Raw genomic sequence first — 15,755 nt, 5'->3', positions numbered from 1 at the left:
CCGCTCACCCTGGGCAGCCTATTGACGACGTGCTGCGTTGGTAATGGCCCGGACTGCTCATGCTGTGCCGATGCGGCGCCACCCGATCGGAGGGGGTGCGATGGCCCGATGGGATGAGGTACCGGGCCGAATCTTGGCGAGAAGTTGGGCCGTGGTTTACCTTCGGGCACCCCGTCGGTGGGATGGTGGTGCACACGAGCCGACGGCCCGCCCCCATCCTGCGGTGGCGGGCCGTCCTCGTGCCCCCGGCTCCCGGGGAGCGGCTCAGCGGCTCCAGTGCCGCGTCACCAGCTCCGCGGGCACCTGGTGGACCGTCACCGCGGTCGGGACGTCGCAGGTGAGGGTGGCCGGCAGCCCCGGCGGCACGATGACCACCTCTCCCGGCGCCCTCGACATCAGCGTCCGCGACAGGGAGACGGACAGCCGACCGGACACGACAACCACCGAGGTGACGTGTGCGCCCGGAACGAGGGCCTGAGCCGTTCCCGGCCGCAGCACCTCGCGCCAGCCCCTGACCTGGGGGGTCTCGAGCACCTCGCCCCGCCACAGCGGGGTGCGCCGGACCCAGCCGGACCCCGAGCGGGCGAGGTGCCGGCCCGGTAGGCCGGTCGAGCCCGACCGCAGCAGCTGCGCGGGCGACACGTGCCGGGCCGGGAGGACCGGGTCGGACCGGTCGTTCTGGTCGTAGAGCCGGACGACGGAGTCGACCGAGCAGCTGGCGTACTCCTCGAGGACGCAGCCGAGGACCGTGTGCACGACGCCGGTCTCGCTCACCGTGGCCACGTCACCCTCGAGCGGCGCGATGGCCCCGGGGGGCAGCTGCCGGACGCGGCCCTGCGTGAAGTGGCGGACCGCCCACGGTCTGCCGTGCGCCTCCCACTCGTCGAGGTCGGCGACGTAGAGCAGGGCGCCACCCTTGGGGCGGAGCACGTGGAAGCCCTCCAGCTTCGGCTCCTCGTGGACCTGGAACGAGAAGCCCTGGCCCGGCGCGAGGTCGAACAGCGAGTAGCCGAACGGGAGAGCGACCTTGACGCCGTAGACCTTGTACTTGTGGAGGAAGCCGACGCGCGAGAAGAACGTGCTGCAGGCCTCCAGCTCGGAGAGGTCGCTCACTCCCCCGGAGAGGACGTCCTGCCAGAGGGCGAGGAGGGTGGCCTCGAGGTCCTCGACCTCGCGGTACGGGCGCGGCACCGCGAGGAAATCCCGGACCTCGGCGACCAGGGCCGGGTCGTGTCGGTCGAGGGGCTGGGGCGGGCCGGCAGGTGCGGTACCTGCCGATCTCGTGGCGAAGACGGTCATCCTGAAACCTCCGATGTCGCTGCGGCTCTTGCCTGTTCGCCGCACGCCAGAGGATGCGGGCCAAGCTGGTCGCGGCGGGGGCAACAGGGACCCAAGCCGAACAAGGGCCGACGGTACTGAAGACGGCGGGTCGGGAAAATAGTCATTTCGGACCCTTCCCGGTCCTTTGACCTGCGGAGTAGGTTGCGGACGCATTCGCTGTTCTGATCCGGGGTGGCAGGAGCCCCGGGCCGCGGCGGATGCGCAGGGATTGGACCGCGACATGCGCCTTTGGCAGACGTTCAACGTGTCCGGGGACCGGTGCAGCACACCGAGTCCCGAGCAGCTCCCCACCGGAGAGGGGGGCGGCTCATGAAGGCCCCGGCCATGCTTCGGGGGGGCATCCGCCCACGACGGGAGGAACCGGGGGTGACGACGACGACCTCCGTCGTCGTCCCGACGCGCAACGAGGCGGGCAACGTCGCCGAGCTGCTGCGCCGACTCGTTCCGCAGCTCCCCATGGGCAGCGAGATCATCTTCGTCGACGACAGCGACGACGCGACCGTCGAGACGATCGAGGCCGAGGGCCGATCCTCCCGCGTGGCGGTCCGGGTCCACCACCGCGAGCCCGGCGACCGCGGCGACGGACTCGGCGGTGCCGTCGCCGCCGGCCTGCGGATCGCCTCCGGTGACTGGGTCGTCGTCATGGACGCCGACCTCCAGCACCCGCCGGAGCTCATCCCGCGGCTCGTGCAGGTCGGTGTCGAGAACCACTGCGACCTCGTCGTCGCCAGCCGCTACGACGGCGCCGGCGACGCGGAGAGCTTCGGGCGCGGCCGGGCCGTGATGTCCACCTGGGCGACCCGGCTGACCAAGGCGTTCTTCCCGAAGCGCCTCGCGAAGATCTCCGACCCGATGTCGGGGTTCTTCGCCGTGCGTCGGGAGGCCGTCGACGTCAGCGCCCTGCGGCCCCACGGGTTCAAGATCCTCCTCGAGATCGCCATCCGCTGTGCACCGCTGCGCACGACCGAGGTCTCGTTCCACTTCGGAAGGCGGTTCGCCGGCGAGAGCAAGGCGGGACTGCGCGAGTGCGTCCGCCTGCTCGTGCTGCTCACGCGGCTGTGGTTCGACACCACGTCGGGCACGCGCTCGAGGATGGCCGGGTTCGCCGCCATCGGCGCCAGCGGTCTCGTCGTCAACACCGTGGTGCTGTGGTTCCTCAGCGGCGTCCTCGGCCTGCACTACGCGATCGGAGCGGTCCTCGCGACCGTCGCGTCGACCGTGTGGAACTGGTCAGCCCTCGAGGCGCTCGTCTACCCCGGCGCCGGGCGGACGACGACCGTGCGACGGTTCACCGCCTTCGGGGCGCTCAACGCCCTCGCCCTCGTCCTGCGCGTCCCCCTCATCGCGCTCCTCGTCGAGGCTGGCGGCGTCAACTACCTTCTGGCGAACCTCATCTCGCTCGTGGGGTTGTTCCTGGCACGCTTCGCCGTCAGTGACTCGCTGATCTTCCGCAAGCCCGCGACCTCCGACGCTCCGACGCCGGCCGAGGTCAGCGTCACGACCGTGTCCGAGGGCGCCCCGTCCGAGGGGACCGGCGCCGAGCGCGTCGTCCCGGCCGTGGCACGTCGCCGGATGCACGAGGGCTACCTGCGGTACCGCTACGAGGTGCCGGGCGTCGCCACGATCGGCTCGGAGGTCCCCCTCCCGGAGCTGCAGTGGTTCCTCACGCCGTTCGTCACGCGTGGCCCGTTCGACATCGAGATCCGGGTCGGCGTGGTGGGCCGCCTCCGCGGTCACGTGCGCTTCTCGTCGGACGGCGGGGACGAGAGCACGTACGAGGAGCACCTCGGCGCGCTCGGCGCGAACTTCCGCATCGAGATGGGCGACACGATCCACGTGACGGCCGGACCGCTGCTCGAGCACTCCCCGCACGTGCTCTACACGAACATCGTCGAGGCGCTGCTCCGCTTCCTCGCCGTCTCGCGCGGGCGCCTGCTGCTGCACTCGGCGTGCGTACAGCTCGACGGGATCGGCGTCATGCTGTCGGCCCGAACCGACACCGGGAAGACCGGGACGATCCTGCGGCTCATCCGCGAGCAGGGTGCGACGTTCCTCAGCGACGACATGACGATCGTGCACCCGGACGGCACGGCTCACTGCTTCCCGAAGCCGTTGACGATCAGCCACCACACGCTGCGGGCCGTCGACTCCCGGGGGCTCTCCCGCACCGAGTGGCGCAAGCTCCGGCTGCAGAGCCGGCTGCACTCGAAGGAGGGACGCCAGTTCGGGCTGCGGCTGTCGCAGATGAACCTGCCGATCATGACGTTCAACGCCCTGACGCAGGCGGTCGTCCCGCCCCCGAAGTACGACGTCGACCGGCTGGTGCCCTGCGACGTCGTCCACGAGGTGGCCGTGAGCACGCTGTTCGTCATCGAGCGCGGCGAGAACCGCATCGAGGACGTCCCGCGCGGGCAGGCCCTGGACGAGCTCATCGAGAACACCGACGACGCGTACGGGTTCCCGCCCTTCTCGATCCTCGCCCCGTCGCTGCGCATCGGCGGCCTCGGCTACGAGGAGCTCCGCGCCCGCGAGCGGGTCCTGCTCGACCGGGTTCTCGACCACGTTCGGGTCCGGCGCCTGGTGCGCGACGACTTCGGGTGGCCCGCGGAGATCCGTGCCCTCCTGGCGCGCGACCGGGCCGAGCGGGCGCTGTCCGCCCCGGCGCTCGACCTGAGCGAGGCGAGCGCACTCGTGGCGAGCACGATGCCGGCGCCCGGCGAGCTGCTCACGACACCACTCGCCAACGGCAACGGCAACGGCAACGGGCACGCCAACGCCAACGGCAACGGCAACGGGCATGGCGCCGACATGACGAACGGCCGCGGCCACCGCGGCCAACCGGAGGGGAACGAACACGTGGACGGCCGAGCCGTCCTCCCCGACCGGTGGAGGGAGATCGGACCGCTTCATGCGGGTGAGTCACCGGCCTGAGCAGGCCGGGAGGCGGCCGCCACCGGTCCCTGCTGACCGCGTCACCCCCCGCCCCCCCGCCGCTCGCAGGGCAGCCGCGCCGTGGCCCCTCCCCACGGCGCTGCTGCTCGCCGTGGGACTCGCGGCGGTCTCCCGGCTGCAGGGGCTCGAACAGTGGGGACTGTCGAGCGACGAGGCCGTGTACCTCGGCCAGGGGCACGCCGTCGTCGAGGGGCGACTGCCCGAGGTCAGGGCGCACCCACCCCTGTTCGGCCTGCTCCTGGGGGCTGTGCCCGGAGGCACCACCGGGGAGCTCGTGCCCCGCACCGTGGCGGTCCTCCTCGGACTCGCGGCCGTGGTCGTCGCGGGCCTGCTGGGGACCGAGCTGGCCGGTCGCACCGGCGGCGCGGTCGCCGCGCTCGCCGTCGCGACGATGCCCTACCACGCCGACGTGACCCGCCTCGTCCTCGTCGAGGTGCCGATGGCCACCACGGTCGGTCTCGCGCTCCTCCTCACCGTCCGCTCGGTGCGGAGAGGGCACCCGGGGCAGCTCGAGGGGGCCGCCGCCGCGCTGGGGGTCGCGACCTTGTTCAAGGAGACGGCCGTCCTCAGCGCCGTCGCGCTGGCCGTCGCGGTCCTCGTGGGCGTCGTCCCGGCACACCGGCGCGTCGTGGCCCGTGCCGCCGCGTGGTACGTCCTCGTCGTCGCCACCTACCCGCTGTACCTCGCCGTCACCGGGGGCCTGTCCGCGGCGCTGGAGTTCGCGCGGTGGCAGCTCTCCAGGGCCGCACCGACCGGCCCCTCGTACACCGACGTGGTCCTCCCCCGGATGGGATGGGTCGTGCTGGCGGCAGCCGTCGCGGGAGCGGTGCTCGTCCTCGTGCGGAGGACTCCGGAGGGGGTCACGGTGGCGCTCGCCGCGGCCGTGCCCGCGCTCTTCTACACGGTCTGGCCGGTGTCGTCCTACCCCTACCTGCTCGTCGTCGTGGTGCCGGTGGGCGCCCTCGCCGGGACAGCGGTCGCCGCCGCGCTGCGGCACCCCCTCCCCGGTGGCTGGCCGGCCCGCGGAGCGTTCGCGATGGCGGGCACGGCCGCCGTCGTCGCCGTCGGCGCGGCGCCCGCGACCGGAGGGCCACCCGAGCTCCCCGGTGCCTCCGGCGTCCCGGCCGTGCGCGAGGCGGCCTCCTGGCTCGACCACTCCGCGGACCGTCCTGTCGTCACCGCGGCGCCGTGGGTCGCCAACATCCTGCGCGCCTACCTGCCAGACCGGTCCGTCGCCAGCGTCCGCCCGGCTGCCCGGGGGCTGTCGCGTGTCAACCCCGCCGACCGCGACGAGACCCTCGGGTCGTTGCCGTCCGGTCCCGTCGCCGTCGTCTGGGACGCCTGGACCGCGACGCACGACCCCGTCGCGACCGCGCAGCTGCTCGCCGAGGTGCGGGGGCGTGGCGGCCGCGTGGCCCACGTGGAGGCCCGGGAGTCCGGGCCCTCCTCCCGACCCCTCGTCGTCGTGTACGTCGTCGGGGCCGGAACGGAGGGCGGCGCACGGTGACGCGGGAGACGGTCGTGCCGGGGCGAGGCGACGGAGGGGTCCGACCGGCCTCCGGCACCGCGCCCCGTCGTGCCGCCCGCGCACTCGCCGTGCTCCTCGTGGTCCTCGGTGCGATCGGCCTGCTTTCCCAGCCGTCCCCGGCGACCCAGCCCTCCGGCGCACCGGGGCGCGTCACCGCGTCGCCGTCGCCCACCGCACCCACGGCCGTCGCGGCGATCCCGATCTGGGCCTACTACTACATCTGGTTCGACTCCTCCTCGTGGGACCGCGCCAAGTCCGACTCCCCGGCCCTCGGCACGTACACGAGTGACGAGCGGGCCGTCATGCGGCGGCACGTCGAGATGGCACGCTCGGCCGGGATCGATGCCTTCCTCGTGTCCTGGAAGGAGGGCGGCAAGCTCAGCGAGCGCCTCTCCCGCATCGCGGAGGTGGCCCGGACGGAGGGGTTCCACCTCGGCCTGGTCTACCAGGGCCTGGACTTCGCGCGCCGACCCATCGAGGTCCGCCAGGTCTGCGCCGACCTGCTGTCCTTCGCCCAGGAGTACGGGAAGGACCCCGTGTTCCGGATCTGGGGCGACCGGCCCGTCGTCGTGTGGACCGGCACCGACCAGTTCTCCTCCGCCGACCAGGAGAGGTGCGTGGCCCCCGTCCGCGACCGGCTCATGGTCCTCGCGTCCTCGCGCAGCCTCGAGGAGTGGCAGCGGGCCTCGCGCGTCTTCGAGGGCAACGCCTACTACTGGTCCTCGGTGAACCCCGAGAAGTCGTGGTACCCCGACAAGCTCGCCGAGATGGGGACGGCGGTCCACGCCGCCGGCGGGCTCTGGGTCGCACCGGCGGCGCCCGGTTTCGACGCGCGGCTCGTGGGGGGGAAGACGGTGGTCCCGCGGAACGACGGACGCACCCTGGACCTCGAGCTCGACGCGGCGCTGCACTCTCGGGCCGACGCGATCGGCCTCATCTCGTGGAACGAGTTCACCGAGAACAGCCACGTCGAGCCGAGCACCCGCTACGGCATGACCGCCCTGCGCGCCCTCGCGTCGTTCACCGGCAGCACCGAACCCCTGCCGGAGCTCGACTCGAGCGCCACCACCGGTCGTGAGGTGCCCGAGGGCGTCAACGGCGTGGCGGCCCTCATCATCCTCGGCGCGCTCCTCGGAGCACTCCTCATCCGCTCGAGGTGGAAGCGGGCGAGCCCGCCGACGACCACGGCGGGCGGGGCGGGCGGGGCGTACCGATCCCCACTGCCGCCCGTCGCCCGGAGGTCGGGATGAGCGGGGTGGAGCTCAGGGCCACCGTGCCCGAGGTGCCGGCCCGCCGGCTCCTCCTGCCGGCGCGCACGGTGGAGGCGACGGCGGAGCCTGGTCGGTGGGCCGTCCCGTGGCACGTCGCCGGGCTCGTCGCGGTCGTGGCCCTCGGTGTCGCGGTCCGCGTCTGGCAGCTCGACGCCGTCGGGTTCAACAGCGACGAGGCCGTGTACGCCGGGCAGGCGGCGAGCATCACCGGCGACCCGCAGTCGCTCGAGTACTTCCCGGTCTTCCGGGCCCATCCCCTGCTGTTCCACGCGACCGTGTCCCTCGTCTTCGAGGTCCTCGGCGTCAGCGACACCGCGGCGCGCCTCACCGCCGTCGGGTTCGGCGTGGCGAACGTGCTCGCCGCCTACCTCATCGGCACCGAGCTCTACGGCCGCCGGTGCGGGCTGCTGGCGAGCCTGGTCGTCGCCGTCATGCCGTACCACGTCGTCGTGAGCCGCCAGGTGCTCCTCGACGGACCCCAGGCGTTCTTCGTCGCGATGGCCATCTGGGCCCTCGCCCGGTACGTCAACCGCGGCCGGTCGGGCTGGCTCGGCGCCGCCGCGCTGCTCCTGGGCCTGTCCGTCCTCGCGAAGGAGACCTCGATCATCCTCGCCGGCTCGGTCTTCGCCTTCTTCGCCCTCTCACCCGGGATCGCCCTCGGGTGGCGGCGGGTCACGATGGCGAGCGCGATCTTCGTGGCCGTCGTCGCGGCCTACCCGCTGTCCCTGCGCCTCGCCGGCGCGACGAGCACGGGGGGTGCCTTCCTCTCATACCAGCTCTTCCGCCGGCCCAACCACGGCCTCGACTTCTACCCCCTCACCGTGCCCCCCGCCCTCGGCCTGGGGGTCGTCGCGGCCGCTCTCGTCGCCGCCGTCCTCGCATGGCGGCACGTGACGTGGCGCGAGACCCTCGTCTGGTGCTGGGTCGTGGTCCCCGTGCTGTTCTTCGAGCTCTTCCCGGTCAAGGGCTACCAGTACCTGCTCCCGGCGGCGACCCCCTTCGCGGTCGCGGCGGCCCGAGGGCTGATGACGTGGCCCCGGCTCGCGGCGAGGGCCGGCAGGTCGGTGCCACGAGGGGCCACCGTCGCCGTCGCCGCCGTCGTCGTCGTCACCACGCTCGCGCCGACCCTGCAGCAGGTCAGCGCCACTGAGCGGGCAACCGCCCTCGCCGGGACAGGAGGCCTGCCGGGGGGTCGTGAGCTCGGGGCGTGGATCGGCCAGAACGTCCCCGACGGCGTCACGATGATGACGATCGGGCCCTCCATGGCCAACGTCATCAAGTGGTACGGCCACCGGGACGCCCGGGGCCTGTCCGTCAGCCCGAACCCGTTGTACCGCAACCCGGTCTACGACCCCATCCCCAACCCGGACCTCGCCATCCGCCGCAACCAGGTCCAGTACGTCGTGTGGGACAGCTTCTCGGCCGAGCGGTCGCGCTTCTTCTCCGAGGCCGTCCTCCGGTACGCGGACCGGTACAACGGTCACGAGGTCTACCGCCACGAGGTGAACGGCACGGACGAGCAGGGTCGCCCCGCGATGGTGCCGATCATCATCGTCTACGAGGTGCGGCCATGACCCGACGTCCAGTGCCCACGACCACGGCCTCGGTGGCGGCGGTCGTGCTCCTCGCGGTCGCGAGCGCCGTCTCTCCCGCCCTCGCGGCGCGCTCGACCGGTCCCGACGGAGCACGCCCCACGACGGCGGTCGCCACACCGGCGGTCGCCGCGCCGGTGCCGGCCCCCAGTGGGACCCGCAGGCCCGTGGCCGCGCAGTCGGGCTCCGCCACGGACGCCCGCGCCACGCGGACGACGACGCCGATCAAGCACTTCATCTACCTCATGCAGGAGAACCACAGCTTCGACAACTACTTCGGCACGTATCCGGGGGCCGACGGATTCCCGGAGGACGCGTGCGTGCCGGTGCGGGTGGACGCACCGGACGGCGAGTGCGTCAGGCCCTACTGGCTCGGCGGTGAGCCGATCAGCGACCTGGGGCACACCGAGTCGGTCTTCCGCGCCCAGCTCAACGCCGGCCGCAACGACGGCTTCATCGAGGCGTTCGCCGACGAGGGCGACCCCACCCGTCAGGCCATGGGCTACTACGACGACCGCGACATCCCCTACTACTGGAACGTCGCCGACGAGTACGTGCTCTTCGACCGGTTCTTCACCTCCGCCGGCGGCGGGAGCGTCTGGAACCACATGTACTGGGTCGCCGGCGTGCCCGGGAACCCCGACGGGGACAGCATCCCCGCCGAGGGGTTCGGCGACATCCCCACGATCTTCGACCGCCTCCAGGAGGCGGGAGTCTCGTGGAAGTTCTACGTCCAGAACTACGACCCGAGCGTCACGTACCGCACGTACCGGACCGTCGACGACGCCAACAAGGGCGCCCAGGTCGTCTGGGCCCCGGTGCTGGCCTACGCGCGCTTCCTCGACGACCCGCGCCTGTCCTCGCGGATCGTCCCGCTCGACCAGTACTACCGCGACCTCGCGGACGGCACGCTGCCCTCGGTGTCGTACATCGTCCCGTCCGGGGCCAGCGAGCACCCTCCGGGGAGCGTGGCCGCGGGCGTGCGGTTCGTCCGGGGTCTGCACACCGCCCTCATGCGCAGCACCTCGTGGGAGTCCTCCGCCTTCCTGTGGACCTACGACGACTGGGGCGGCTGGTACGACCACGTCGTCCCGCCCCAGGTCGACCCCTACGGTTACGGGTACCGGGCTCCCACCCTCCTCGTCAGCGCCTACGCGCGACGAGGGCACGTCGACAGCACGACGTTGGACTTCACGTCGGGCCTGAAGTTCATCGAGGAGAACTGGGGGGTGGAGCCGCTCGCCGAGCGCGACCGCGAGGCCAACAACATCCTCACCGCCTTCGACTTCACGCAGCGACCGCGGCCCCCCCGCCTGCTGTCCGACGAGCGCAAGCCGGCGCGGGAGTTCACCTCACCGCAGGGCTCGATCTACCTCGCGTACGGCGGGGGTGTCCTCCTTCCGGCCTCCGTGGTGGTCCTCGGTGCGCTGTGGTCCACGTGGAGACGACGTGACCGGCGGTCGTGAGGTGGCGGCGCGCCGCGCGCTCGTCACCCTCCTCCTCGCGGCGGCGGCGGCCTCAGGAGTGCCCGCCGCGTCCGCCGCGGCGGCGGCCGCCTGCCCGGCCGACCGCCCGCTGGTCGAGGTGTCGGTCAGCACGGTCCCGGTCGTGCCGGGGGCCCGGCTCGACGTCGCGGGCCGGACCGTCGTCACCGACGGCGCGGGCCACGCGACGGTGACCGTGTGCCGGCTGACCTCCGCGCGCGACATCACGGCACCGACGACGCCGATCCAGCTGCCGGGGCACCGCCGGGCGATCTTCGACCGGGTGTTCCTCAGCGCTCGCGGCCGCGTCGTCCAGGCGGCGTACGGGATCGACCACGAGGTCTCCTTCGCGTTCTCCGGCCTCCCCACACGCCAGATCGAACGCTTCTCGCTCAAGTCCAGCACGGGCGAGGTCATCACCCGGACCGACCTGGGACCCGTCCACCTCCCGGGCACCCGCGTGCTCCGGGGACCGGACGGGCTGGAGGAGCGCGAGATCTACTACTCGGTGGAGTCCGTGACGGTCGCGGGCTCCAGCGTCGTCAACCGCTCGCAGATCAGGTTCTACCCGAGTGAGCGCCAGGTGGTCCGGGTGCCGCTCCTGGCCTTCGACGTCCGCGTCGAGGTCGTCGACCGGCTCTTCCGGCACCCCGTCGGGTCCGAGGTGCAGCTCGTGCGCGAGGGCATCCTGGACCTGCGGAAGCCGCTCGTCGACGGCCAGACCGTCTTCACCGAGGTCCCGCGCGGTGAGTACGACGTGGTCGCGGCGGCCCCGGGTCTGCGGATCAACCGGAGCCTGACCCTGTCCACGGACCAGGTCGTCGTCATGCCGGTCCTCACCTGGCTGGACCTCGCCGTGCTCGGCGGCGTCCCGCTCGCGATCGCCGTGGGGCTCGTGCTCGCGCCCCGGCCGAGGCTGAGGCAGCGGCTGGTGGCCGCCGGCAGGTGGCCGCTCGTGAGGGGACGGCGGCTGGCCGCGCTCGCCCTCCGAGGGGCCGGGGGCGGCTAACGGCGACGCGCGAGGGCGGGTGCACCCCGGGCGGGCCCGGAGGCGCGTGCCCCAGCCCCGGCGAGCAGGGCGTGGATGATGCCGAGGGTCTCGTGCTCGTCCCGCACCGGCTGGGTCCGCACACCGAGCGACAGCACCGGGTGGTCGTTGCCGCCGGGGTCGAGCCGGTCACCGACGAAGAGCACCTCGTCGGGCCGCAGGGACAGCAGCTCGAGCATCCGCGACAGGCCGAAGGCCTTGTCGATGCCGCGTGCCGTGACGTCGACGGAGGTCGACCCGCCCGAGCGCACCTCCAGCCGCGGCAGGAGCGCCGCCACGCCCCGGCGCAGGTCCTCGCGGCGCCGGCCGTCGGGGTCCCACACCTTCTTCGCGTCCGGGCTCGCGTGCTGCCCCAGGGCGGAGAACGTGACCTGCGTGCCGCGGTCCTCGATGCGTTCGCCACTGACGACGTCGTCGGGCTCCCACAGGCCCAGGCTCCGCGCGACCGACTCCAGCGCCTCGGCCGCCACCGAACGGTCCTCGACGGACAGCTCGTGGGCGTAGAGCTCGACCCAGTCGCCGTCGACGAGCCGGAGGTAGCGGGTGCCGCACGTCGGCATGAGGTGGAGCCTCGCCAGCCGGCCCGAGGTCCCCAGCGGCGCCAGCAGCTGGGTCCGGAACTGCGTGACGTTGCCGCCGGAGATGACGAGGACCTCGTGGCGCTCGAGGAGGGCGAGGAGGGCCGCCACCATCTCAGGCGCCAAGGGGGTCTTGGACGGCGCCAGGGTGTCGTCGAGGTCGAAGGCGACGAGCCTGGTCGCGTGCGGGGTCGTCACGGCCGGCTCACGGGATCGTGTACGTGAGGTGGAGGACCGGTGCGCCCGCAGGACTCCCGTCCCAGGCCCAGGCGGTGCGTTTCCCGGTGCCGGTCACGAGGACGAGGACCGCGTTGCCCGCGTTCCAGTCCCCGCGGGCCACCACCTGCTGCAGCCCGTTCGCGAGGCCGGGGGTCCGCTGGTCGGCGCCGGCCGCACCGACGGTCGACCAGGGCGCGGGAGCCCACGCCACCGGGGCGCTCGACGACGCCAGCCGTGAGGACAGGTTGAAGGCGTTGCCCGAGATCGGGGCGGCGTCGCCGCTCAGCTGGACCCTCACCTCGAGGTTCGTCGCCGCCGTCGTCACCGCGCTCGACGTGAACTGGACGTGGGCGCCCGTCACGGTCGCCCCCCGTGGGACCTGCACCCCGGGGAAGCGCAGTCCGACGACCTGCGGAGCGCCGTCCGTGACGAGCTCGAGGTTCTTGCTCGACCTCGACACCGCACCGCCCTCGCGCTCCTCGCCGTCGTCGGAGCCCACAGTGATCGGGATGGCGAGCACGGTGGTGCCGCCCGCGTAGACCGTCACCCCCACCGAGTCGGCGGTCGACAGGCCCGCGCCGTCGGTCGCCACGAGCTGCAGGGTGTAGGTCCCGGGCTGGGTGAACCTCGCGGTCGTGTCGACCGCTCCGGGGTCGTCGAACGACACGCCCGACGGCCCGGCGGTCGCCGACCATGCCGTCGTGAGCGGTGCGGGCCCGTCGTCGCTGGCGGTGCCGTCGAGCACGACACCCGTCGTGACGGAGCCGCTCGTGTCCGGCCCGGCCGACACCGTCGGGTGCTGGTTGCCCTGCTCGAACACCGTTCCCGTGCCGCTGTTCTTGACCGTCCCGGCCTTGTTGCCGGTGAAGTCGTTGTCGCCGCCGACGATCGTGCCGACACACAGCGAGCTCGTGATGTTCAGGCCGTACGCCTGGGTCTTCGTGGCCTGCGTGTCCGTCGCGACGTTCGTCCGGATGACGTTGCCGTTGCACGAGCGGCTGTCGCTCGAGCTGATCCGGATGCCGTCGCGGCTCGTCACGTCGTCCGAGCTGTTGGTGATCCGGTTCGCGGTGATCCGGTTGCGGTTGCTGCTGTTGACGAAGATCCCGTCACGGCCCGCCTGGTCGATCGTGTTGCCGCGCACCGTGTTCTCGTCGGAGGGCTTGTTGGGCTGCGTCGCCTGCGACGAGGACTTCCCGATCCGCACCCCGTACCCGCCGACGTTGCTGATGCGGCAGCCCTCGACGAGGTTTCGGCTCGACGCGAGGAGCTCGATGCCGTCTCCGGGGACGTCGTGCACGTAGCAGTCCCGCACGACGTTGTCGTCCGCGTGCGTGATCGACCCGCCCCCCTTGCCGTCGAAGATGATCCCGCGCGCACGCGAGCCCGACACCTCGACACGTTCGATGACGACGAAGTCACCGCCGTCGAAGTCGATGGCGTCACTCGTGGACCGGAGCGGGCCACCGGCCCGCACCGTGAGGTCGCGGATGGTGATGCGGTCGCTCGCCGACATGTCGAACGGCTCGGTGTCGGTGGCGTCCGACGCGTTGTTCGTGATGAGCGTCGACCCCATGCCGGCGCCCTCGAAGGTCACTCCGTAGAGGTCGTAGAACTCCCACCACGTCCCCCCGAGGTCGAAGGTGCCCGCACCGAAGCGGATCGTGCCCCCACCGCCGTCGGTGAGCCGGGTCGCAGCGGTCTCGACGACCGTCTTGAGCGACCCGGAGATCACCGACCCGCTCGCCGGCGTGGCGGTGTAGGTCGACGTGGAGCCGACCCTCGCCACGGTGTAGGGACTGAGGGGGCTGTCGGCGCCCGCCGGGGCGGCCACCGTCCCCCCGATAGCCAAGGCCGCCACCGCGGCCGCGAACCACGCCACACCTCTGGAGGACGTCGACATCGTGCAACCCCTGCCTGGGCCGCCTCCTGCTGACGGCCCGCTCGGAGACTACCGGGCAACCAGACCGCCGCCCATGGCCCGGAAGAGCCATCCGTGCCCCCGCGGCATGGTCACATCGATGCCGGTCACGCCGGGCTCCGGCACGCTGACCCCGGCCCCCCGACGAGGCGGTGCCGCGGCTGCTCCCCTGCCGAGTAGCGACGGCACCGCCCGTCGTCATCGTCCACCCATCCGCCCCCGGTGTCCGGAGAACGGGGACCACGGGCCCGGATCCGGCCAAAGATGACTCGATCGGGCCATCAGCCGGTGGTGGAGGCACCACCCTGCACCGGCCCCGCTGCCATGGCCGGTCCGGGTGCCGCGACGTTTCCCGGACGTCCGCCCGATCGTCACCTCGGTTTCACCCACGCCGTCGAGGGCTCGCGTTGGCTGGGGCCACCGGACCCCTGACCGAGGAGACCCACCGTGCCCGGACCCCGACCGCAGCGGGTCCTGCCCGCCGCCGTGCTGACGCCGGCGTCCGCGCTCGCCGCCACCGCGCTCATCACGACGGCGCTCGCCGCCACCACGCCTCCTGCCCTCGCGTCGCCGACGGCCGAGCGCGCCGGTGACCTCGACGCGGCGAAGGCCCGCCTCGTCGCCCACTCGACGTTGCCCGCCGCCACGTACGTCCCGGGCAGCGAGCCCTCGGGCGCGTGGACGACCGGAAACGCGGCGATCCCGGCCCCGTACCCGGGCCAGCCGGTCCAGGGCTTCTCGGCGACCCACCGGCTCGCCGACGGCTCCTTCCTCGTCATGAGCGACAACGGGTTCGGGGCGAAGGCGAACAGCGCCGACTTCCTCCTCGCGGTCCACCGCATCCGCCCGAACGCCGCCGACCTCCCGACTGCGGCCGACCCCCGCGCCGGGCGCACCGAGGCCACCGCCTACCTCGGCACACCGCTGCGCCTCTCCGACCCCGACCGCAGGGTCCCCTGGCCGATCTGGCGCGACGGCGCCTGCGCGTCGGCGACCTCCCTCCCGGCCGGCTACTCCTGCCCGACGCCGGACCGCCTCCTCACCGGCTGGGACTTCGACATCGAGTCGATGCAGCTCGCCGCGGACGGCACCTACTGGTTCGGCGACGAGTTCGGCCCCTACCTGCTGCACACCGACGCCACCGGCCGCCTCCTCGAGGCCCCCGTACCGACGCCCGGGGTTCGCTCCCCCTCGAATCCCGAGCTCGGTTCAGCCACACCGAACCTCGCCGGCTCCAAGGGGTTCGAGGGGATGGCGGTCGCCCCGGACCTGGGCACCCTCCACCCGATGCTCGAGGGCACCGTCGCCGAGGACCGCGCCGCCGGCCGGGACCGCGACCTGCGCATCTACACCGTCCGGACGAGCGGCGTTGCCACCTTCGCGCCGACGTGGGTCCACTACCGGATGGAGGACGCCGCCAACGCCATCGGCGACTTCGCCCTCGTCAACGACCACCAGGGCCTCGTCATCGAGCGGGACAACAACCAGGGCGCCGCGGCCCGCACGAAGCGCGTCTACCTCGTCGACCTCGACCGCGTCGACGCCGAGGGCGTGGTCCACAAGGAGCTGCTCGTCGACCTCATGGCGCTCCCGAACCCCCAGCACCTCGGCGGCTTCGGGGACCCCTTCACCTTCCCGTACGTGACGATCGAGGACGTCGAGGTCGTCGACCGGCGGACGATCGCCGTGATGAACGACAACAACTTCCCGGCGGCGGGCGGGAGGTCGGCCACCGAGCCGGACGTCAACGAGTACCTGGAGATCCGGCTGCCGCGCGCCCTCGACGTCGCGCCCTCCCTGCTGCCGAGCGGCGCCCCCTGA

The 15,755-nt window shown here is 72.8% G+C and carries 10 protein-coding genes; 7 read left to right on the top strand and 3 right to left on the bottom strand.

Going from position 1 to position 15,755, the window contains the following annotated elements; all coding sequences use genetic code 11:
• Positions 1-264: 264 nt before the first annotated feature.
• Complete coding sequence (locus tag ACK8HX_RS08845) at positions 265-1,299, bottom strand: hypothetical protein (RefSeq protein WP_411940315.1); 1,035 nt, start codon at positions 1,297-1,299, stop codon at positions 265-267.
• 408 nt (positions 1,300-1,707) lie between these two features.
• On the opposite strand from ACK8HX_RS08845, the gene ACK8HX_RS08840 reads away from it, so the two are divergent.
• The 6 genes from ACK8HX_RS08840 (at position 1,708) to ACK8HX_RS08815 (ending at position 11,177) form a co-directional block, all read left to right on the top strand.
• Complete coding sequence (locus tag ACK8HX_RS08840; RefSeq protein WP_411940314.1) at positions 1,708-4,272, top strand: glycosyltransferase; 2,565 nt, start codon at positions 1,708-1,710, stop codon at positions 4,270-4,272.
• 112 nt (positions 4,273-4,384) lie between these two features.
• A complete protein-coding gene (locus tag ACK8HX_RS08835; RefSeq protein WP_411940313.1) occupies positions 4,385-5,800 on the top strand; it encodes a glycosyltransferase family 39 protein in 1,416 nt (471 codons plus the stop codon).
• Positions 5,797-7,071, top strand: a complete 1,275-nt coding sequence (locus ACK8HX_RS08830) for a glycoside hydrolase family 71/99 protein (protein ID WP_411940312.1) — start codon at positions 5,797-5,799, stop codon at positions 7,069-7,071. The genes ACK8HX_RS08835 and ACK8HX_RS08830 overlap by 4 nt, the downstream gene beginning before the upstream one ends.
• Entirely contained in the window at positions 7,068-8,666 is a 1,599-nt protein-coding gene (locus ACK8HX_RS08825) for an ArnT family glycosyltransferase (RefSeq protein ID WP_411940311.1), read from the top strand. Before ACK8HX_RS08830 ends, ACK8HX_RS08825 begins: the two co-directional genes overlap by 4 nt.
• Positions 8,663-10,150 carry a phospholipase C gene (locus ACK8HX_RS08820; RefSeq protein WP_411940310.1) on the top strand — a complete coding sequence of 496 codons (1,488 nt, stop codon included), beginning with the start codon at positions 8,663-8,665 and terminating at the stop codon, positions 10,148-10,150. The genes ACK8HX_RS08825 and ACK8HX_RS08820 overlap by 4 nt, the downstream gene beginning before the upstream one ends.
• The gene (locus ACK8HX_RS08815) at positions 10,134-11,177 is read left to right on the top strand and encodes a hypothetical protein (protein WP_411940309.1); all 1,044 of its coding nucleotides are present in this window, start codon (positions 10,134-10,136) and stop codon (positions 11,175-11,177) included. The genes ACK8HX_RS08820 and ACK8HX_RS08815 overlap by 17 nt, the downstream gene beginning before the upstream one ends.
• Here ACK8HX_RS08815 and ACK8HX_RS08810 read toward each other — a convergent pair.
• The gene (locus tag ACK8HX_RS08810; RefSeq protein WP_411940308.1) at positions 11,174-11,992 is read right to left on the bottom strand and encodes an HAD-IIB family hydrolase; all 819 of its coding nucleotides are present in this window, start codon (positions 11,990-11,992) and stop codon (positions 11,174-11,176) included. The genes ACK8HX_RS08815 and ACK8HX_RS08810 overlap by 4 nt on opposite strands.
• Before the next feature lie 7 nt (positions 11,993-11,999).
• A complete protein-coding gene (locus ACK8HX_RS08805) occupies positions 12,000-13,847 on the bottom strand; it encodes a right-handed parallel beta-helix repeat-containing protein (protein WP_411940307.1) in 1,848 nt (615 codons plus the stop codon).
• A gap of 534 nt (positions 13,848-14,381) precedes the next feature.
• Here ACK8HX_RS08805 and ACK8HX_RS08800 point away from each other — a divergent pair.
• Complete coding sequence (locus tag ACK8HX_RS08800) at positions 14,382-15,755, top strand: esterase-like activity of phytase family protein (protein ID WP_411940306.1); 1,374 nt, start codon at positions 14,382-14,384, stop codon at positions 15,753-15,755.

This window comes from Oryzobacter faecalis, assembly GCF_046764005.1.
GTDB lineage: Bacteria > Actinomycetota > Actinomycetes > Actinomycetales > Dermatophilaceae > Oryzobacter > Oryzobacter faecalis.
The sequence above is the reverse complement of the archived record's forward strand: the minus strand, read 5'-3'. Positions and strand labels throughout refer to the sequence as shown.

Excerpts from the sequence above, each read along its gene's own strand:
- ACK8HX_RS08845 (WP_411940315.1), bottom strand. The coding sequence starts at position 1,299 with ATGACCGTCTTCGCCACGAGATCGGCAGGTACCGCACCTGCCGGCCCG.
- ACK8HX_RS08825 (WP_411940311.1), top strand. The coding sequence starts at position 7,068 with ATGAGCGGGGTGGAGCTCAGGGCCACCGTGCCCGAGGTGCCGGCCCGC.
- ACK8HX_RS08820 (WP_411940310.1), top strand. The coding sequence starts at position 8,663 with ATGACCCGACGTCCAGTGCCCACGACCACGGCCTCGGTGGCGGCGGTC.